Source organism: Sedimentibacter sp. zth1, from assembly GCF_017352195.1.
Lineage (GTDB): Bacteria > Bacillota > Clostridia > Tissierellales > Sedimentibacteraceae > UBA1535.
The window spans coordinates 1911151-1932779 of record NZ_CP071445.1 but is presented as its reverse complement, the minus strand read 5'-3'; the positions used below and the strand labels follow the sequence as shown (position 1 = coordinate 1932779).

At 32.0% G+C, this 21629-nt stretch carries 12 protein-coding genes, 3 rRNA genes and 1 other RNA gene; 15 read left to right on the top strand and 1 reads right to left on the bottom strand.

The features are described 5' to 3' along the window. Positions 1–37: 37 nt before the first annotated feature. The 5 genes from JYG23_RS09380 (at position 38) to JYG23_RS09360 (ending at position 4812) form a co-directional block, all read left to right on the top strand. Positions 38–1507, top strand: coding sequence for an AAA family ATPase (locus JYG23_RS09380; RefSeq protein WP_207235418.1), 1470 nt, complete (start codon positions 38–40; stop codon positions 1505–1507). A gap of 32 nt (positions 1508–1539) precedes the next feature. Beyond that, positions 1540–1711: non-coding RNA, 6S RNA (gene ssrS, locus JYG23_RS09375), on the top strand. Positions 1712–1802: 91 nt separating this feature from the next. Further along, a complete protein-coding gene (locus JYG23_RS09370; RefSeq protein WP_207235417.1) occupies positions 1803–2810 on the top strand; it encodes a LacI family DNA-binding transcriptional regulator in 1008 nt (335 codons plus the stop codon). Between the two features lie 127 nt (positions 2811–2937). Continuing rightward, positions 2938–3399, top strand: a complete 462-nt coding sequence (locus JYG23_RS09365) for a hypothetical protein (RefSeq protein WP_207235416.1) — start codon at positions 2938–2940, stop codon at positions 3397–3399. A 9-nt stretch (positions 3400–3408) separates the two neighbouring features. Then, a complete protein-coding gene (locus JYG23_RS09360; protein WP_207235415.1) occupies positions 3409–4812 on the top strand; it encodes an aminopeptidase in 1404 nt (467 codons plus the stop codon). Between the two features lie 52 nt (positions 4813–4864). On the opposite strand, the gene JYG23_RS09355 is transcribed toward JYG23_RS09360, so the two are convergent. Further along, complete coding sequence (locus JYG23_RS09355) at positions 4865–6022, bottom strand: sugar MFS transporter (RefSeq protein ID WP_207235414.1); 1158 nt, start codon at positions 6020–6022, stop codon at positions 4865–4867. Between the two features lie 135 nt (positions 6023–6157). Here JYG23_RS09355 and JYG23_RS09350 point away from each other — a divergent pair, with 135 nt between their 5' ends. The 10 genes from JYG23_RS09350 (at position 6158) to JYG23_RS09305 (ending at position 20984) form a co-directional block, all read left to right on the top strand. Further along, the gene (locus JYG23_RS09350; protein WP_371818597.1) at positions 6158–6718 is read left to right on the top strand and encodes a GNAT family N-acetyltransferase; all 561 of its coding nucleotides are present in this window, start codon (positions 6158–6160) and stop codon (positions 6716–6718) included. 94 nt (positions 6719–6812) lie between these two features. After that, a complete protein-coding gene (locus JYG23_RS09345; RefSeq protein WP_207235413.1) occupies positions 6813–7916 on the top strand; it encodes a DNA repair exonuclease in 1104 nt (367 codons plus the stop codon). Continuing rightward, positions 7917–10631, top strand: a complete 2715-nt coding sequence (locus JYG23_RS09340) for an AAA family ATPase (protein WP_207235412.1) — start codon at positions 7917–7919, stop codon at positions 10629–10631. Between the two features lie 11 nt (positions 10632–10642). Further along, positions 10643–11332: a metallophosphoesterase gene (locus JYG23_RS09335; RefSeq protein ID WP_207235411.1), complete on the top strand. Its 690-nt coding sequence runs from the start codon at positions 10643–10645 to the stop codon at positions 11330–11332. Positions 11333–11898: 566 nt separating this feature from the next. Continuing rightward, positions 11899–13410, top strand: a 16S ribosomal RNA gene (locus tag JYG23_RS09330). Between the two features lie 461 nt (positions 13411–13871). Then, positions 13872–16801 (top strand): 23S ribosomal RNA (locus tag JYG23_RS09325). A 309-nt stretch (positions 16802–17110) separates the two neighbouring features. After that, positions 17111–17227: ribosomal RNA gene (gene rrf / locus JYG23_RS09320) — 5S ribosomal RNA — on the top strand. Together the 16S, 23S and 5S rRNA genes form the textbook arrangement of a ribosomal RNA operon. 418 nt (positions 17228–17645) lie before the next feature. Continuing rightward, on the top strand, positions 17646–18596 hold the full coding sequence (locus tag JYG23_RS09315; RefSeq protein WP_207235410.1) for a MoxR family ATPase: 951 nt from the start codon (positions 17646–17648) through the stop codon (positions 18594–18596). Between the two features lie 14 nt (positions 18597–18610). Next, complete coding sequence (locus tag JYG23_RS09310; RefSeq protein ID WP_207235409.1) at positions 18611–19720, top strand: DUF58 domain-containing protein; 1110 nt, start codon at positions 18611–18613, stop codon at positions 19718–19720. Continuing rightward, positions 19710–20984 (top strand): hypothetical protein, encoded by a 1275-nt coding sequence (locus JYG23_RS09305; RefSeq protein ID WP_207235408.1) that lies wholly within the window; start codon positions 19710–19712, stop codon positions 20982–20984. Before JYG23_RS09310 ends, JYG23_RS09305 begins: the two co-directional genes overlap by 11 nt. Positions 20985–21629: the final 645 nt, after the last annotated feature.

Here is a 21629-nt window from a genome sequence, read left to right as displayed (position 1 = left end):
ATAATCACTTAAAGTATAAATATAAAGGGGTTATTATATGGATATTTTTTCTTATGTAGCAATTGCAATTATAGTAATAGTTGTATATTTTTTGTTTTTTAGAAATAAAAAAGCAGCTCAAAAAGAAATGAATAATTTAAGCGAAATAAATTACAAAAATCAATCTAATGTCAAGTTTGATGACATAGCAGGTAACTATGAAGCTAAAGAAAATATGAATGACTTAGTTGATTTTATGAAAAATCCTGAAAAATATGAAAAATTCAACATTAGAGTACCAAAGGGAGTTTTATTGTATGGAACACCAGGAACCGGTAAAACATTGTTAGCTCAAGCCTTAGCGGGAGAAGCGGGAGTGGATTTCTACGCTGTATCAGGTTCTGATTTTGTACAAGTTTATGCTGGACTTGGTGCTAGTAGAATTAGAAATTTATTTAAGAAAGCAAGCAAATCAGGTAAGAGCGTAATTTTTATAGATGAAATAGACGCAATTGGAAAGAAAAGAATGGGCGGTTCAAGCGGGTCAATGAGAGGCAGCGATGAAAGTGACAGAACATTAAATGCTTTATTAACCGAAATGTCTGGTTTCGAAAACAATAACATAATAGTGGTAGCAGCAACAAATAGAATAGACACTTTAGACAGTGCATTATTAAGACCAGGAAGATTTGATAGACAAATAGAAATAATGTTACCAGACAAGCAAGCTAGAAAAGAAATATTAAAGCTATATGTAGACAAAGCCAATCCAAAAGAAAATGTGGAATTAGATAAAATTGCTGAAATGACAGTTTATTTTAGTGGGGCAATGCTTGAAAATTTAGTGAATGAAGCAAAAATCATGGCAGTAAAAGAAAAAAGTGAAAATTTGCAATTAGATCATCTTGAAAGAGCATATTTAACAGTTGTAGCGGGTTCCGAGCAAAGAAACATAAATGCAAACGAAGAGCAAAAAAAGATTACAGCTTATCATGAAGCTGGACATGCATTTGTATCAAAAAAGCTAATGCCTGAAAATAATATTGTCAAGGTATCAATTATACCAACTACAAAAGGAGCCGGAGGATATACTTTAACTACTCCTCATAACGAATTAATAATTACAAAAGAAAAAATAAGAAATCAAATTAAAGTTTTTTTAGCTGGAAGAGGAGTTGAGGAAATATTTTTTGGTAAGAATAATATAACTATTGGAGCACAAAACGATATAGAAAAGACAACTGCAATTGCATTAGATTATGTAACAAAGTATGGTATGTCAGAAACTTCTGGACTAATTAATTATAATGTTATTGCACAAAATTTTAATATTAAAATTGATATAGAATCTCAGATAAAAGACTTGATTAATGAATTATATCAAGAAGTTAAAAACATAATTTTAAATAATAAAGAATATATTAAAATAATAGCAGATATGCTTATAGAGAATGAAACTGTAAGTGGTGTCGAAGTAGAGGATATTTTGACAATAAATACCTCCGTGTGTCAGTCACACAATAGTTGATAAATGAATATAATTATGATATAATAGCAAAAAGCAACCTGCGTTGTTCGGGAATTATTAATTCAACCTACAAAGTATAAACGGAGTATCGTGTTTAATCATGGATGACAGGCCCGCTTGACGGGAAGTCAAAAGTGATTAGTAGATTATCCACCTGCAATTAGCAGGTATGAATTAAAAATTTGCGGCAAGTGCGGGCTTTTTGTTTTCATAAAAGGTTAAATTTTAAGGAAAGTGATTGAATTTACTATAAAATAAATGTATAATATATAAAAATGTTGTTATGGAGGGCATAATGATTACAATTAAAGATGTTGCAAGGCTTTCAGGCGTTTCTATATCTACTGTGTCTAGAGTTATTAATGATTCTAAGCCTGTTAGTCCTGAAGTTAGAAAAAAAGTTTTAGAGATTATTAAAGAAACAGGATATAAGCCAAATGATGTAGCGAGAAGTTTAGTAACTAGAAAATCGTACTTAATTGGCGTAATTATAAATAATCTTGCGCAAAGTTATGTTGCCGATATAGTAAGAGGTATTGAGGAAATTGGGAAAATGTATGATTATGATATTCTATTATGCAGTAGCTATTTTAGTGTAGAAGCTCAGAAGAAATATTTGCAATTACTGGATAGAAAACAGGCTGAAGGAATATTTTTAGTAGGATATAATTTTGATGATGAAATTGTACAGATTGCAAAAAGTTTAAATAAACCATGTGTTTACTTTACTAAAAATGTAAAGGAAGGTATGAATTACATTTCTATAGATAATTTTTCTGCTTCTTATGAAGCTACAAACTATATGATTAAACAAGGTAGAAAAAAAATAGCTTTTATATCAGATTTTGAGAACAGAGTAACTGTGGAAAACGACAAAATCTGTGGATATAAAAAAGCTTTAAAAAATAATGACATAAATATAGAAAATTTAAATATATATGTTGCTAATGGTAGGAGATATCATCATTCTTACGAAATTGGTCATAAAATATTAGATGATTTACACAGTATTGATGCAATATTGTGTAGCAATGATGAATTGGCAATAGGTATTATGAATTACCTATTAGATAATGGTATAAAAATACCTGAGGATATTTCTGTTATGGGTTTTGGCAGTCTAAGAGAAGGAAAATATGTTAGACCTGAGTTAACATCAATTGGTGAACCATTCTATGATTACGGTGCAGTAGGTATGAGAATGCTTATTAAAACTATAAAAGGTGAAAAACATCAAACAGGACAAATTGAGTTGCCATTTACTATAGAAAAAAGAGAAAGTGTAAAAATAAAAGAAAAATAGTTGTTAAAGATATATTATTGTAAAACAAAGGGTTTAAATAATTAATTTCAATTGACAATAAATGATAAACTTATTAAAAAAGATTCTCTATACTTAAAAACACTTACCAAAAAGTATGGAGGGTTTTATGAAAAATTCAATAATATATTTATTAATTATAACCTTTGTAATTAGCTTCGGTTGTTTACAAAAATATGATTATACAATAGAAACAAATGAAGTAGAAGAGCTTTTAAGTAAAAGAATAGAAATAATTAATAATTTTTTGTATTCAGAAAAAAACTTATTAGATTTAAGAAAACAGCTTGCCAAAATTGAGACAGATGATTTATTGAAATCAGACTTAGAAATTTTGACACATATATTTAATAATCCAACTGAGTATGAAAAAGTAGAAGGCGTTTCTATTAATAAAATAGAATCAATAGAAGTTACGGAAGATAAAATTGAAATTATTGCTGAAATAGAATGGTCATTTTTTGAAGGAGAAGAAATATCTATTGCAAGTAACCTTATTAAAGACTATAATATTGTATGTGAGATAAAAAATAAAAATATATATCTGACGAAGTTACAGGTCGTTGAATAAGGAGGACGTATGACAAGTAAAAAAAGCGATTTATTTTATAATAATGAATTTGTTTGGGAAAAGGTAGACAAACAAGAAAAAGAAGCTATTTTTAGTTTCAATAAAGATTATATGGATTTCTTAGATTCTGCTAAAACAGAAAGAGAATCAATAAAACAAATTGTAAAAAGAGCTGAAAAAGAAGGTTTTGTTCCTTTTTCAGAAGTTAAAGAATTAAAAGCTGGTACTAAATTCTATAGTGTAAACAAAGGTAAAATGGCAGCATTGGTAGTAATGGGAAATGAACCATTGGAAAATGGATTAAACATAGTTGGTAGCCATGTTGATGCACCTAGAATTGATATAAAACAAAATCCATTATATGAAGATGGTGGACTAGCTCTATTAAAAACTCACTATTATGGTGGAATTAGAAAATATCAATGGGTTACTTTACCGTTAGCTTTATATGGAACAGTAATTAAGAAAAATGGAGAACAAATTGATATATCTATAGGTGATAAAGAAGATGAACCTGTATTTTACATAAGTGATTTATTACCTCACTTAGCAAAAGATCAAAATAAAAAAACTTTAGGTGAAGGTATTGAAGGAGAAAATTTAAATGTAATAATCGGAAGTTTGCCTTTTGATGATAAAGATGAAGATGATAAATTTAAAAGAAATATCCTTGAAATATTGAATGAAAAGTATGGAATAGAAGAAGAAGATTTTATTTCAGCAGAACTTGAAATGGTTCCAGCAGGAAAATCTAGAGATGTTGGTCTAGATAGAGGTCTAATAGCAGCACATGGACATGATGACAGAGTATGTGCGTATGCATCATTAGATGCTATATTTGAGACTAAAAACAATGCAAAAACAGCAGTTGCTTTATTTGTAGACAAAGAAGAGATTGGAAGTGTTGGTAATACAGGAATGCATTCTCAATTCTTTAACAACCTAGTAGCAGAGTTAATAGCTATACAAAACGGTCAATCTTCAGAATTAATTTTAAGAAGAGCTTTAGCAAACAGTAATGTTCTTTCAGCAGATGTTGCAGCAGCTTTAGATCCTACTTATTCTTCAGTGTCAGAAAAACAAAATTGTGCTGTTTTAGGTAAAGGTGTAACATTAGTAAAATATACTGGTAGCCGTGGAAAAGGTGGCTCAAATGATGCTAATGCAGAATTTGTAGGCAAAGTAAGAAAATTATTCAATGACAATGGTATTCATTGGCAAACATCTGAACTTGGTAAAGTTGACCAAGGTGGCGGTGGAACAATCGCTTATATCCTTGCTAATTATAATATGAACGTAATAGACATGGGAGTACCTGTATTAAGTATGCATGCTCCAGTTGAAGTAGTAAGTAAAATAGATGTATATGCTTCTTATAAAGCTTATTTAGCATTCTTTGATCATTTTAATTAATAAAAACTAAAATCCACAGCTAGCGAATAAGCTGTGGATTTTTTATTGTTAATTAATTTAATTTGTGTTTTTTAGAAATAATTTTAAGCAATAAAAATGATAATCCCATAAATATGGCAGCAAGATAAAAAGTTAAATAAGATCCTATGCTATCGTTTAAAAATCCAACAATTATAGTAATTAATATATAAATTAGCGAATTGCATGTAGTTATTGTTCCAATAGCAAGTGATGGACATTCCTTAAACACTTTTGTAGAAAAAACTACCAAAGTTGGATATAAAACAGAAATAAAAAATCCAGATATAGAAATTATATATAATCCATTTTGTTTCAGCATCATACCACATAAAACGCATATGGTTGCTGAAATCATAAATATTTTCAATCCTTTCATAGTACCAATTTTTTGTAGTATTAGGCCTCCAAATAATCTTCCTAAGGCAAAAGTTATAAAAAATAATGATGAATATTTAGCTGTATTTATAGCGGTTAGGTTATATGAAGAGGTCATGTAGTTGATAAACCAAGTAGTAATCATTCCTTCACCTGCTGAACTCAAAGCAAAACATAAAATAAATATGTGAAGTAGTGGGTTCTTATAAAAAGTTTTTTTATCATACTTAATAGTAGTTTTCAAATATTTGTTTTTAGGAATTTTGATAAACAGTACAAATACTACTGAAAATAAAAATATTAATCCTAAAACGAAGTAAATGCTTCTCCATGAAATATTATTAAACAATAAATTTCCATATATTTTTTGACCTGTAAAGCTACCAATTCCATACATGAAATGAGTTAAATTTATAAACAATACCTCATATCCAATTGAAACCATTGGTACAATTGAATCAACAGAAATACATAAAAAAGAACGACCAATATTAAAAATAAAATAAAATACACACAATACTGTAACATTGTTTAAATATCTCGCAGAAAGTGCTATAATTGTGCATATAGATGTTCCTAATATAAATGTTATTTTTTGTCCATACTTTTGACTAATGTTGCCTGCAAAATAATAGCCTATTACACAGCCAAATTGACTTATAGAAATAATCATACTAATGGATGTATTGCTAATTGCAAATTCATCAATAAAAAATGGAATGAAATTTCCTCGGGCACATTCAAAAAGAGCAAGTACAAAATACGCATAAAATAATGTAAAAAATATGTATATCTTGTTAATTTTGTTATTCAATTTTACAACCTCCATGTTGCTGTATTTCAAGTGCATGTTAAGTTTATAGTAAAAGTATTGACTTGTAAAGGTATGTTTAATAAAATAAATAATATACATTAAAAATATATAACTAACTAAAAACAGAGGTACAAGATGATAGATAAAACATATCAAACTAGTAGATTGTATTTAAAGGTATTAAAGCCTTATCATGTTAAAAATGTCTTAGAATATTACACGAGAAATGCAGAGTTTTTAAAAGAGTGGGATCCAGTAAGAGAACCTTATTTTTATACATTAGAATGTCAAAAAAGTATATTAAGAGATGAGTACCTAGATTATAAACGAGGAAAATCAATAAAATTTTGGCTAATAAACAAAGAAAACAACAAAATTATCGGTAATATTTGCTTTAGCAATATTATTTTGGGTAACTTTAAATCGTGCTTTTTGGCATATAAACTAGATAAAGATGAAATTAATAAAGGATATATAACGGAAGCCTTAAGCAAAGGTATAAAAATTATGTTTAATAGGTATGGGATGCACAGAATTGAAGTTAATATAATTCCAAGAAATTATAGGTCTTTGAGAATAGTAGAAAAGTTAAACTTCGAAAAAGAAGGTTTTTCAAGAAACTACTTGAAAATAAATGGAGTTTGGGAAGATCACTATCATTTTGCCAAATATAATGATAAAGACGAAAGTATTTAATACTAAAATAATATAATAATAGTATTTTAAATTTAATAAAACTATGTTAATATTACTATATATAAAAAATTACCTTTTGTAAGGAGAAAAGCATATGATAGCTACATTTTTGCATACTGCTGATATTCATTTAGGTGTAAAGTTAAAAAATAGAGGATTTAGTCTTAGTGAATGTGAGAAAAGAAGACTAGATATTTGGGATACATTTGAAAATATAATTAAAATTGCAAACGAAGAAAACATAAAATATTTATTAATTGCTGGAGATTTAATTGATCAACAGTATTGTAATTTTAAGGATATGAAAAAAATATCATTATTATTTAAAAAAATAAATAATACAAAAGTAATAATAACTTGTGGTAACAAAGACCCTTACTCTATTACATGCCTATATGATTATATTAAGTGGCCTGAAAACGTATTTATATTTAAAAACACAGAAGATATAAGTAAATTTGAATTTGAAGAAGATAATATATGTATATATTCGTTATGTTGGGGTGAAGATAATGCCGCAGACATGGAAGATGAAATATACAATTTAAAAGTAGACAGTGATAAAATCAATATATTATTAGAACATTGCTCTATTGATACTGAAGATAATTGCCCTTTAACATTAGATGAAAGTATAATAAAACATAAATTTGACTACTGTGCTTTAGGACATATTCATAAATATACGGTAATTGAGAGAAATGTTATTTTTCCTGGTACCCCAGAACCATTTGATTATGACTACGTAAATTATGAACACGGCATTATTAAAGGTTGGATTTCAAAAGAAGATTTGAAAACAGAATTCGTACCTATATGCAATAGAAGACTTATTAGTAAGAAAATTGTTATAAAAAATGATTACGATTATAATAAAATATTGGATTCAATCAGACAAGTAGGAGAAAATATAAATATAATGAAAGATTACGTAAAGATTGAATTAGCTGGAACTATAAGCAACGATATTTCTATAAATGAAATTAAAGATGCTGCAAAGCAGTTCTTTTATTATATTGATTTTGAGGACAACTATACTTACGAAAAAAGTGTAACTGAGTCAATAGGAAAATTGAGAGGAAATATAATAGAAAATTATATAACGCAATTTGAGAAAGAAGATAATCAAGATAAGCTTTATGAAAAAGCTTTTGAGTTAGGATTACAATTATTAAAAAATGAGGGGGGCGTGAAGTAAATGTTTATTAAAGAACTAGACCTTAAATTTTTTGGTAAATTTAAATATAAAAAATTTATGTTTAAAAATGGATTAAATATAATTTACGGAAACAATGAAGCTGGTAAAAGTACGATGCATAATTTCATAGAAATAATGCTATTTGGGTTTAAAAATGGAAAAGATGAAAATGATGAAAAGTTATTCCATAAATATCGCCCTTGGAATTCAGATCAGTACCTTGGAGCATTAACAATAGAAGAAAAGGATAAAGATTACATAGTCAAGAAAGACTTTTATACTAAGGATTATAAGCTTTTTTCAAAACTCAAAAATTCAAATACTGAAAAATTGATATCTATAGATGATAAACAAGAAGTAGGGGAATATCTTTTTGGAATTGATAAATCTACTTTTGTTAATACCCTTAGCATAAAACAACTTAGTAATTCTACAAATGAAGAATTAGCTGCAGAAGTAAAAGAAAAAATAGTAAATCTAAGCCAATCAAAAGATGAAACTATTTCATTAGATAAAATTCTAAAAATCTTAGAGGCAATAAAAGATGAAGCAGGATACATAGATAATCCCAAAAGTCTTGTTAGTCAATATAATTCTAGAGTAGAAGAATTAAAAAAACAAAAGAATAAAACATTAGAGTCAAAAAAATATACACTCCATCTTGCTATGGAAAAAAAGAAAAAGCAAAACATGGTAGAAATATTAGATGAAGAAATAAAAACAATAAATAATGAACTTGAGGCATTTAGAATTTCATTACTTGCTTCTAAAAAAGCAAAGGCTGATGAAGTATATAATGAAATAGCACAAATTAAAAACGAACTTTTACAGTATGGAGAAGGTAACAATATTGGAATTGATGATTATGAAGAAGCGCTTAAGCTTATAACAGTATTAAATTCCATGAAAACTGAAAAAAAACGAATAGAAGAAGAAATGATTGAGATTAATCGTGATATGGTACTTTTAGAGAAAGAATCAAATTATGACGAGTCAACTGAAGCGTTTTTAACAAAATTGAATATTGATTACAAAACATATAATGAAGCAATCCAAAGCATTAATGAATTACAAGAAAAAATAAATCAAGGAACAAAATTACTAGAACAAAATGATTTAGAAGAAATAAACAAGTTTGAAGATACATACAATAAAGCAAATAATAACGAACTAGAAATTGTTAGAATAAACAACCTAAAAAATGATTCAACGGAACATTTAGTTACAAAAATAATAAAGGGATCAAAAGTTAAAAAAGTACTTAGTATTTGTTTTGGAATATTATTTTTATTAATTGCATCTGGTGCTGCTTTTGCTGGGTACTATTTTGAGAACTTAATTTATTATTATGGCGCAAGTGTTTCTATTATATCAATCATACTTTTTATCATTGCGTCTAAAGCTAATACAAAGCTAAAAGGTCTTAATTATGAACTCTTGACCATAAAAAGTGAGCAAGAAGAGTTAGCGGATAAATTAAAAGCTTGCATAGATGAAAACAGTAAAATATATACACAAAATAAATGCTCTACTATAATTGAATTAAAGAAAAAATATGATTATAATAATTCTGTAAAAGAAATTGCTTTAGAAAAGCAAAAACTTCTTGAATTTGATAATGATAATTTAAAAAATGCAATAAAAAATAGAAAAATCATAGAAGAAGATTTGCTAAGTAGACTAGTAAAATATAACATATTTGAAGTAACTGATGAAAGTGTAAAAAAAGTTTCGGATATAGTATTAGAAAAAGATAGAACTCGACAAGAAATCAACAAAAAATCTATTTTGTTAGATAAACTTCAACAAAATTATAGAAACATAGAAAAAGAATTAGATTATGAGCAAAAAAGATGTAATATTATATTGACTACTAATAATATTAAATGTATCGATGAATTTAAATCAATAGTTAATAATAACTATAAAATATCGCAGCTCAAAGATAAAATAGTTGGACTTGAGAGAATTATAGATAATATACTTGATAATTATACTTATGAACAAATAACTAATATACTTGATACGCATGATACTATTAATCTATCTACTATAAATAATCAATCATTTAATGAAGAGCAAAAATTTAAAGAAATACAAAACAAAGAAGAAATGAAAGTTTTGATTAAAAAAGAAATTGATAGTATTGATAGTAACATAGAATCAATTGAAGAGGTTGAGAAAAGACTAGTTTCAATAGAAGAAGAGATTGAGTTTTATGAGGACAAAATAAAAGAAGGAACTGAAAAAGTTAAAATTGCTGATATTGCAATGCAAAACATTATGCTTATTTCAGATTATATTAAAGGCGATTTTGTACCATTACTTAAAAGTGCTATAAGTGATAATTTTAAGTATGTTACATCAGGTAATTATAAAGAAGTTCTAATTGATGAAGATATGAATATATCAGTGGTAAATAAAGATAATGAAATCATTAATGATCTAAATTCTTTAAGTGGTGGTACACTTGATCAATTATATATTTCATTAAGATTAGGATTAAGTAATTTAATCAGTGATAATAAAAAAATACCACTTATTCTAGATGATAGCTTTATACAATATGATGAAAATAGATTAAAAAAATCTTTAGAGATGTTAAGTAAGGAAAGTAGAAAGAGACAGGTTATATTATTTACATGCCAACAAAGGGAAATTAATATAGTTAAAGAATTAGGAATTGAGTGTAATATTATAACAATTATAAAGTAAAGGAAAAAAATATGCGAGTTTTTGCAATAGGAGATCTTCATCTAGATAGCACGAGAAAAAAACCAATGGATATATTTGGTCAAAACTGGATAGGTCATGAGCAAAAGATATTTGACAACTGGAGAGAAAATGTATTAGATGATGATATGGTTCTAATACCAGGTGATATCTCTTGGGCTATAAAATTAGAAGAAGCAAATATAGATTTAAAAATGATTGATGATATGCCTGGTAAAAAGGTATGTATTAGAGGAAATCATGATTATTGGTGGACAACAAAGAATAAGCTAAATAGGTTAAAACTTGATACTATAGAGTTCATTAGCAATGATTGCTTTATTTACAATGGAATAGCTATATGTGGTTGTCGAGGATGGGATACTTATGACATAGAATCAAACAAAGATAGCGAGAGAATTTTCAAAAGAGAACTTTTAAGATTTGAAATGTCTTTGCAGTTGACTAAAAACGTAGAGTGTAAAAAAATAGCATTGTTACATTTTCCACCGTTTAATATTGATAAATCACCAAATGATTTTGTTAATATAATGCAAAAATATAGTATCGACACATGTATATATGGACACCTACATGGTGCAGAGGGACATAAACTTGCTAAAGAGGGTATAATAAATGGTATAAACTTTTATTGTGTAGCAAGTGACTACTTGGATTTTAAATTGAAATTAATAAAAGTATAAAAGAACCTATGAGGTATTTATAAATGTAAAATACCTCATAGGTTTTATATTTATAAGATATTTAAATTTTAATTTTGAAAATGTTATAAAAAGCATTGACACGAGTAAACGTATGTGGTATTATAACAAAGCTGAATATCACAGAGAACAACTTAGAAAAATAAATAAAAAAAGTTGTTGACAAACCTCGACAGATATGATAGACTAATAAAGCTGTCGTTGAAACAGCAAAAAAATATAAATTAATATTTTTTAGATAATTTCAAGGCGACTGAAATTTGAAGCGCGCAGTGTATAAGAATACACGAGCACTGGAAAATGAAAGTAAACACAGAAAGTGCTAAAAAAGATAATTTATAAGAACCCGCAACATGGCTAACGCCGTTGCGAAGTGCAAATTGACTTAAAATTTTTGACGAAATTTGTTCGCACCTTAGACAATAAAACAGCATAAGAACAACCTTTGATTTCAGTACTCGCAAGAGTATAGAAATAGAACTAAAACAGTAAAAACAACAACAACAATTAACGAGAGTTAATGCCAAGCGTAAGCTTGAGAACAGATATTAAACGAGAGTTTGATCCTGGCTCAGGACGAACGCTGGCGGCGTGCCTAACACATGCAAGTCGAGCGAAGAAAGTCTTTCGGGACGAGTATTAGCGGCGGACGGGTGAGTAACGCGTGAGCAATCTGCCTCGTACAAAGGGATAGCCTCGGGAAACTGGGATTAATACCATATAACACTTATTGATCACATGATTAATAAGTCAAAGATTTATCGGTACGAGATGAGCTCGCGTTTGATTAGCTAGTTGGTAAGGTAATGGCTTACCAAGGCGACGATCAATAGCCGGCCTGAGAGGGTGAACGGCCACATTGGAACTGAGACACGGTCCAAACTCCTACGGGAGGCAGCAGTGGGGAATATTGCACAATGGGCGCAAGCCTGATGCAGCGACGCCGCGTGAGCGAAGAAGGTTTTCGGATCGTAAAGCTCTGTCCTTTGGGAAGAAAAAAATGACGGTACCAAAGGAGGAAGCCCCGGCTAACTACGTGCCAGCAGCCGCGGTAATACGTAGGGGGCGAGCGTTGTCCGGATTTACTGGGCGTAAAGGGTGAGTAGGCGGTAACGTATGTCAGATGTGAAAGGCGAGGGCTAAACCCTCGTAAGCATTTGAAACTGCGTAACTTGAGTGCAGGAGAGGTAAGTGGAATTCCTAGTGTAGCGGTGAAATGCGTAGATATTAGGAGGAACACCAGTGGCGAAGGCGACTTACTGGACTGTAACTGACGCTGAGACACGAAAGCGTGGGGAGCGAACAGGATTAGATACCCTGGTAGTCCACGCCGTAAACGATGAGTGCTAGGTGTTGGCCGAGAGGTCAGTGCCGGAGCTAACGCAATAAGCACTCCGCCTGGGGAGTACGGTCGCAAGACTGAAACTCAAAGGAATTGACGGGGACCCGCACAAGCAGCGGAGCATGTGGTTTAATTCGAAGCAACGCGAAGAACCTTACCAAGGCTTGACATCCCCTTGACAAGTGCAGAAATGTGCTCTCTTCTTCGGAAGCAAGGGAGACAGGTGGTGCATGGTTGTCGTCAGCTCGTGTCGTGAGATGTTGGGTTAAGTCCCGCAACGAGCGCAACCCTTATCATTAGTTGCCAGCATGAAAGATGGGCACTCTAGTGAGACTGCCGGTGACAAACCGGAGGAAGGTGGGGATGACGTCAAATCATCATGCCCCTTATGTCTTGGGCTACACACGTGCTACAATGGTCGGAACAAAGGGAAGCGAAAGCGTGAGCTGGAGCCAAACCTAATAAACCGATCCCAGTTCGGATTGTAGGCTGCAACTCGCCTACATGAAGTCGGAGTTGCTAGTAATCGCGAATCAGAACGTCGCGGTGAATGCGTTCCCGGGTCTTGTACACACCGCCCGTCACACCATGGAAGTTGATAATACCCAAAGTCGCTGAGCTAACCATTTGGAGGCAGGCGCCTAAGGTAGGATTAATGACTAGGGTGAAGTCGTAACAAGGTAGCCGTATCGGAAGGTGCGGCTGGATCACCTCCTTTCTAAGGAGACAGAAAACAAAATGTAAAGTAATACATTTTGTTTCAATGTCGCTTTTCTGGTTTGAACGCCAGAAAAGCATGTTCGAAACAAGGAACTTATGCTGTTTCATTGATACTCAAGTGAGAATTTGAGTATTAAGACTAATGCAGAGAAAATTTTGGCAACAAAATGTTCAAAGCAAGCTGAACTTTGAAAATTGTATAGGAAAAAACAAACGAGAAAAACATCAAAAAAAACAATAAAACTAAGTAAAAAATATAAGCGGAAGCAAATATTAATTACAAGAGTAACCAAAAAATAGTTGTGTGAAGACGCACAATTAAACTGATGATTAACAATAAACGAAGTGATTTTTTATTTAGGCACGAAACGAGGAGCTAAGAAGCGGAGCATACGAATAGTATGTGAGCATTCGAAGTGACGAGAGACACAGCATAAATGAAAAAGAACGAGTTTAAGAGGTCAAGATATAAAGAGCGTAGGGCGAATGCCTTGGCACTAAGAGCCGATGAAGGACGTGGTAAGCTGCGAAAAGCTACGGGAAACTGCAAACAAGTATTGATCCGTAGATATCCGAATGAGGAAACTCACATATGGAGAACCGTATGTAACGTATGATGAATAAATAGTCATACGTGGGGAACGAGGGGAACTGAAACATCTAAGTACCCTTAGGAAGAGAAAGTAAAAAACGATACCGAAAGTAGCGGCGAGCGAAATCGGTAGAGCCCAAACCATGTTTCGGCATGGGGTTGCGGACATATCAACAAAGTATCCGAGACGATAGTCAAAGACTTCTGGAAAGAAGCTCCAAAGAGTGTGATAGACACGTAGACGAAAAAGTCAAAGAGCAAGATATGATCCAGAGTACCACAGGACACGAGAAATCCGGTGGGAAGCAGGGAGGACCATCTCCCAAGGCTAAATACTACTTAGTGACCGATAGAGAAATAGTACCGTGAGGGAAAGGTGAAAAGAACCCCGGGAGGGGAGTGAAAAAGAACCTGAAACCCTATGCTTATAAGCAGTGGGAGCACTACGAGTGTGACCGCGTACTTTTTGTAGAACGGGCCAGCGAGTTACGATATGCAGCAAGGTTAATAACTGAGAGGTTAGGAGCCGAAGCGAAAGCGAGTCTTAATAGGGCGAAAGTTGCATGTCGTAGACCCGAAACCAGGTGACCTATCCATGAGCAGGTTGAAGCTAGAGTAAAATCTGGTGGAGGACCGAACCCGTTAGCGTTTAAAAGCTATGGGATGACTTGTGGATAGCGGTGAAATTCCAATCGAACCTGGAGATAGCTGGTTCTCCTCGAAATAGCTTTAGGGCTAGCCTTAACGTAAGATTAATGGGGGTAGAGCACTGAATAGTCAAGGGACGTTATACGTTACCGAAACTTATCAAACTCCGAATACCATAAAATTAGCGTTGGGAGTCAGACTATGTGAGATAAGTTTCATAGTCAAAAGGGAAAGAGCCCAGATCACCAGCTAAGGTCCCAAAGATAGATTAAGTGGAAAAGGATGTAGGACTACACAGACAACCAGGAAGTTGGCTTAGAAGCAGCCACACTTTCAAAGAGTGCGTAATAGCTCACTGGTCGAGTGGACCTGCGCCGAAGATTACCGGGGCTAAAATCTATCACCGAAGCTGTGGGATTGTATTAATACAATCGGTAGAGGAGCATTCTGTACGAGTCGAAGCGCCATCGAAAGAGGCTGTGGATTGTACAGAAGAGAGAATGCTGGCATGAGTAGCGAAAGGTGAGTGAGAATCTCACCCATCGAAAGACTAAGGATTCCTGAGGAAGGCTCGTCCACTCAGGGTAAGTCGGGACCTAAGCCGAGGCCAAAAGGCGTAGGCGATGGATAACTGGTGGAAATTCCAGTACCACCGAAGATCGTTAAAAGAGAAGTGGGGACACAGAAAGATAAGTTAGCGTACTGATGGAATAGTACGTCTAAGTAAGTAGGGAGAAGAGATAGGCAAATCCGTTTCTTCAATAATCCTGAGATACGAATGGGAGCGAAAACAAGTAGTGAAGTAACTGAGTCTACGCTGTCAAGAAAATCCACTATCGAGATCAAGGTGCCCGTACCGTAAACCGACACAGGTAGTCAAGGAGAGAATCCAAAGATGAGCGGAAGAACTATTGTTAAGGAACTAGGCAAAATAACCCCGTAACTTCGGGAGAAGGGGTGCCCATGGAAGTGAAAGTCGAACGACCGGAGCTTTAGTGGGCCACAGAAAACAGGCTCAAGCGACTGTTTACCAAAAACACAGGTCTCTGCTAAATCGAAAGATGAAGTATAGGGGCTGACACCTGCCCGGTGCTGGAAGGTTAAGGGGAGCTGTAAGCGTAAGTGAAGCAGTGAACTTAAGCCCCAGTAAACGGCGGCCGTAACTATAACGGTCCTAAGGTAGCGAAATTCCTTGTCGGGTAAGTTCCGACCCGCACGAAAGGTGTAACGATTTGAGCACTGTCTCAACAATAGATCCGGTGAAATTGTAGTACTCGTGAAGATGCGAGTTACCCGCGGCAGGACGGAAAGACCCCATGGAGCTTTACTGCAGGCTGACATTGGAATTCGGTATTAATTGTACAGGATAGGTGGGAGACTAAGAAACATGTACGCCAGTATGTGTGGAGTCGCTGTTGGGATACCACTCTATTGATACTGAATTTCTAACATGATACTGTGATCCAGTATATGGACACTGTCAGTTGGGCAGTTTGACTGGGGCGGTCGCCTCCGAAAGAGTAACGGAGGCGCTCAAAGGTTTCCTCAGCACGGTCGGAAATCGTGCGAAGAGTGTAAAGGCAGAAGGAAGCTTGACTGCAAGACGTACATGTCGAGCAGGAACGAAAGTTGGACTTAGTGATCCGGTGGCGCCGAATGGAAGGGCCATCGCTTAACGGATAAAAGCTACCCTGGGGATAACAGGCTTATCTCCCCCAAGAGTCCACATCGACGGGGAGGTTTGGCACCTCGATGTCGGCTCGTCTCATCCTGGGGCTGAAGCAGGTCCCAAGGGTTGGGCTGTTCGCCCATTAAAGAGGCACGCGAGCTGGGTTCAGAACGTCGTGAGACAGTTCGGTCCCTATCCGTCGTGGGCGTAGGAAATTTGAAGGGAGCTGTCCTTAGTACGAGAGGACCGGGATGGACAGACCTATGGTGAATCAGTTGTTCCGCCAGGAGCACGGCTGAGTAGCTAAGTCTGGAATTGATAAGCGCTGAAGGCATCTAAGCGCGAAACAAACCTTAAGATAAGATTTCCCATTACGTAAGTAAGTAAGACCCCTGAAAGACTAACAGGTAGATAGGTCACAGGTGTAAGTGCAGCAATGTATTCAGCTGAGTGATACTAATAGGTCGAGGTCTTGACCAATAATGATCCTAACCCCATTTGATTCTCAAATGGATGGTAGGTCAGATCCAGCGAAATCCAAATCTATACGAACGTAAGTGAGTAAATAGATTTGTGATGCAGTCGGACAAATCTCAAAAAGTTTTTCCTGTACAATTTTGAAAGTTCAAACTTTCAATATAATAATAACTTAATATATAACATAACGAAGTAATTTTTTATCAAATCAAGAAATGCGAATGAATGAGGAAGGCACGTACATTAGGTACGCAACTGACGAAAGAATGAGTAATGACGTAGAGTTGATGAAAAAGAACGAGTTATAAATAATCTGGTGATAATAGCAAAGAGGACACACCCGTTCCCATCCCGAACACGGAAGTTAAGCTCTTTAGCGCTGATGATACTTGGTGGGTGACTGCCTGGGAAAGTAAGACATCGCCAGATTATTTTTATGCAAGGAAAAAGTAATCTGGCTCTTAAGAATAGAGAAAGTGTGCAGTTTCGTACAGCAAATCTATTTGTTCGCAAAAAGCATGCTCGCATAGATTTGGTACTCATTGCTGTCTGACCTACCAGCCATTTGCTCTGAAAGATAGTATATAAGTATGCAAATGGGGTTAGGAGCAAGCGCAGTTTCGTACAGCAAATCTATTTGTTCGCAAAAAGCATGCTCGCATAGATTTGGTACTCATTGCTGTCTGACCTACCAACCATTTGCTATGAAAGAAAGTATACTAAGACAACAAATGGGGTTAGGTCAAGCAGCCATCGCCAGATTATTTTTTTGTCATTTTTTATTGGTATTAGTTGTAAAAAAAATCTAATTGTGTTATAATTGTCAAAAATGTCGAGAGGTTTAAAAATGGAAACAGAAAAATTTGTTGAATTTAATAAAAAAATAGTAAATAATTGTTCAAAAGTAGTTGTTGGTAAAGAAGAGGAAATATCTAATATAGTAATTTGTTTTTTATGTTCAGGACACATTTTACTCGAGGATGTTCCTGGAACGGGAAAAACAATGTTATTTAGAGCATTTTCTAAAAGTATAAGTGCTAAATTCAAACGTATTCAGTTCACTCCTGATGTTATGCCATCAGATGTTACAGGCATTAATTTTTATAATGTTAAAAATGGAGACTTTGAATTTAAAAAAGGTCCTATATTTTCAAACTTAGTGTTAGCAGATGAAATAAATCGTGCAACACCACGTACACAGTCAAGTTTATTAGAGGCAATGGCAGAAAAACAAATATCAATTGACGGAAAAACATTTGAACTTGATGATCCATTTATGGTTGCTGCAACACAAAATCCTATTGAATCATACGGTACATTTCCTTTACCAGAGGCACAAATGGACAGGTTTATGATGAGATTATCTTTAGGGTATATGAAAAGAAATGAAGAAATGGATGTTATCAAAAGAGAAAGCTCAATAGATATTTTAAATAATTTAAATAGTGTAGTTACATTAGAAGAAATAAGCGATCTTAAGAAAAGTTTCCATCAAGTAGAAGTGAGCGAGGATGTATGTAACTATTTAATGGATATTATTGAGGAAACAAGAACAAATGACAATATACTTTTAGGTTCATCCACAAGAGGAGCTATAGCGCTTTATCAAGCTTCACAAGTTAAAGCAGCTATTAGTGGAAGAAAGTTTGTTATTCCAGAAGATATAAAAAGTCTTGCGCCGTTAATACTAATTCACAGATTAACATTTAGAGGAGTGTCAAATTACGAAGAAAATAGCAGGACATTTAATAATATGGTTAATGAAATAAAAGTACCTTTAGAAGATACTATTAAATAGTGGAGGAAATAAGCTTGGGTAAATTTATTTTTGTATTAATATTTTTAGCTTTCGTAGTGGAACAAATATCTCTTATTATAAAGCTTGATAAAATACAATACTCTTGTAAACCTTCAGTCAGAAGCGCTGAAGTATCGGAAATGTTTGAAATTAATAGCCTATTATCAAATCATGGATTAATTTTTATACCAAATTTAGAGATAACTGAAAAATTACCAGAAAACATATCAATAAACAATAGTGATAAGCTAAGCATATTAAAGAACAAAGACAGTGTAGAGCTTACCACTGCAATTTTCATAAGAAGAAGAGAATTGATAAGAAGAAAAATGAAAGTTTCTATAAATAAAAGGGGAGTATATGCTTTTAAAGGGTGTACAATATATAGTTCTGATTTTTTAGGATTTTATAAGCCGAATAGAGAAATTGAACAAAATAAAAATATTATAATATATCCAAAGTTATTGGAAAATAAAAAATTATTAATAGCTTTAAGCAATTTCTACGGAGACTTTTTAGTTAATAGAATGCTCATTCGAGATCCTATTTTGGTATTAGGATACCATGATTACACTGGACTTGAACCTCTTAAATCTATTAGTTGGAATCAAACAGCAAAAAGAAATTCACCAATAGTAAAAGAATATGATTATACTCAAGAACAGTCTGTAACAGTTGTTCTTGATATAACTTATAAAAATGATTTTGGAAAATCACATGAAAACTTAGAAACTTGTTTTGCTATGACAAGGACAGTATGCCAGTTTTTAGAACAAAAAAAGGTAGCATATAATTTAATAACAAACGCATGTATTATTAACAGAGATAAGAATATTAGTAATATAAATAGTTCAGGACAGGGGAACAAAAACTTTATTAATATTTTAGAATTACTTGGTAGTTGTACATATTTCCCTGTATGTACAATAGAAATATTTTTTGACTATTTGAATAATAGTACAATGAAAAATTCGGGTTCTAATAATTCTATTATATATATATCGTGTTCACAAGATGATAAAACATTGATTCATCTAAATTATTTGAAGAATAAAAGAAACATTAATGTATATCCATTGTATGCAAATAATTACTGCGAGGAGGATACTATTCATGTTAGCTAACTTTTATAAAACAATATTCAATATCAGCTATATTTATGCTATAACAACATATTTAATTTGTTTATTCTCCAATAAGAAAGCAAGCTATTTAGGTTTTATTGTATTATTACTGAGCTGTATAATTACTTTTATAACAACTAATTCTAAAAAAAGTGAAAAATATAAAAAAAACGTTAAAACACTAGCATTGACCTTTCCTATTTTATTAATGTTATTTATTGAAAACACGGCATTTAAGATACAATTTGTAGCAATATGGTTTTATTTAGGTAACATTATAAATGGAGAACTATATAATATAAAACATAAAGATTTGGCAAAGTCATTTAAAGTTTTAGTATTAGCTAGTATCATATTTTTTGGAATAACGCTTCTTAGTGATCATAATTATTGCCTAAAACATTTATCATATGCAGGAGTATATTATTTAATATTTTTAGTTGTTGGTGTATTATTGTTGAGGTTATTAAGAGATAATAGATACAAAACTAATGATATGATTTATAAGAAAAAACAATTAAGAGATTTTATTTTATTTATGGGAGTATGTTTTTTTTCAACTGTAAAACAACTACCAACAATTTTATTGCATTTATTATTGCTAATTATTAATTTTATAGTATCTTGTATAGGTAATATCCTAGTATTTATAAGTAGTAAATTTAATAATATTAATTTATTGGACTTAGGCGATAAAGTTAGAATTCTTTGTAAAAATATACATGAAACTAATAAAGAAACAATTGCTGAAAATATAAGTAAGTTAAATGTTGCAAACGAAGCAGTAACACTTTCTAGTGAAGAAGAGGCGAATGTTTTTGATGTGGATTGGTTTACATATGCAATGTATGTTTTAATTGTAGTATGTGTTTTGATAATTTTCATAGCAATTATCAATATTTTACATAATAAAAATCTAAAGCAAAAAAACTATATTGCCGTTGAGCAGACAAGAGAAAAGATAGAAGTAACCAAAAATAAAACTAAGCATAAAAAAAGTTTGAAAAATTCAAGAGATGCTATTAGGCATTATTATAATAAATTTTTGTCACTTTGTAAAAAAAGAAATGTTAAATTAGAAATTTGTGACACAACTGCATCAATTTCAAATAAATATAAATCAGTAATAAACATGAACAATGATACAGAACAGGAATTGAGAAAAATATATATAAAAGCAAGATATAACATTACTGAAAATATGTCTAAGCAAGATGTAGATAAATGTGTAGAATTGTGTAATAGAATCAACAATAGAAATTAATATAAATAGCATAGTATATCTAAATATAAAATACACTATGCTATTTTTTTATTTTAAATAATCAACGATTAGTAAAAATACAGTATATATAGAATATGCTTGTATGCATTAATGCTATTGGTAAAATATACAATGCAATAATATATTGACATTAGTTAACTACTATGTTATTATAATAAAGCTTTCAAAAAGAAAGTTTTATTTATTAATTGTTAATAAGAATAAGATTATTAAATGAAAATTTAATTAATAAGAATTCTTGACAAATTAGTACAAATAAAGTATAATAGTGAAGTTGTCAAAATTGATTGATGAATATTGAAATATAAAAAAAGAATTTTCTGAAAAAATCTTGACAAGCTATAATAATTATGATAAACTAATAAAGCTGTCGTTGAAACAGCAAAAAAAAACGAACCTTAGACAATAAAACAGCATAAGAACAACCTTTAGTTTCAGTACTCGCAAGAGTATAGAAATAGAACAAAAAACAGTAAAAACAACAACAACTAACGAAGATAGTTTTGCTATATGCAAGGAATGCGATGAAGAACGAGCGCGCGTGCTAAAGTACGTAAGCGAGTGATGAAGAGCAGTGACGTAGCAGATAACAAAAATAGCGAGTTAGTGCCAAGCGTAAGCTTG

What these genes read in the sequence shown, in the direction of transcription:
- JYG23_RS09380 (WP_207235418.1), top strand. Translation starts at nt 38, where the DNA reads ATGGATATTTTTTCTTATGTAGCAATTGCAATTATAGTAATAGTTGTA.
- JYG23_RS09350 (WP_371818597.1), top strand. Translation starts at nt 6,158, where the DNA reads ATGATAGATAAAACATATCAAACTAGTAGATTGTATTTAAAGGTATTA.
- JYG23_RS09360 (WP_207235415.1), top strand. Translation starts at nt 3,409, where the DNA reads ATGACAAGTAAAAAAAGCGATTTATTTTATAATAATGAATTTGTTTGG.
- JYG23_RS09345 (WP_207235413.1), top strand. Translation starts at nt 6,813, where the DNA reads ATGATAGCTACATTTTTGCATACTGCTGATATTCATTTAGGTGTAAAG.
- JYG23_RS09340 (WP_207235412.1), top strand. Translation starts at nt 7,917, where the DNA reads ATGTTTATTAAAGAACTAGACCTTAAATTTTTTGGTAAATTTAAATAT.
- JYG23_RS09370 (WP_207235417.1), top strand. Translation starts at nt 1,803, where the DNA reads ATGATTACAATTAAAGATGTTGCAAGGCTTTCAGGCGTTTCTATATCT.
- JYG23_RS09365 (WP_207235416.1), top strand. Translation starts at nt 2,938, where the DNA reads ATGAAAAATTCAATAATATATTTATTAATTATAACCTTTGTAATTAGC.
- JYG23_RS09315 (WP_207235410.1), top strand. Translation starts at nt 17,646, where the DNA reads ATGGAAACAGAAAAATTTGTTGAATTTAATAAAAAAATAGTAAATAAT.
- JYG23_RS09305 (WP_207235408.1), top strand. Translation starts at nt 19,710, where the DNA reads ATGTTAGCTAACTTTTATAAAACAATATTCAATATCAGCTATATTTAT.
- JYG23_RS09335 (WP_207235411.1), top strand. Translation starts at nt 10,643, where the DNA reads ATGCGAGTTTTTGCAATAGGAGATCTTCATCTAGATAGCACGAGAAAA.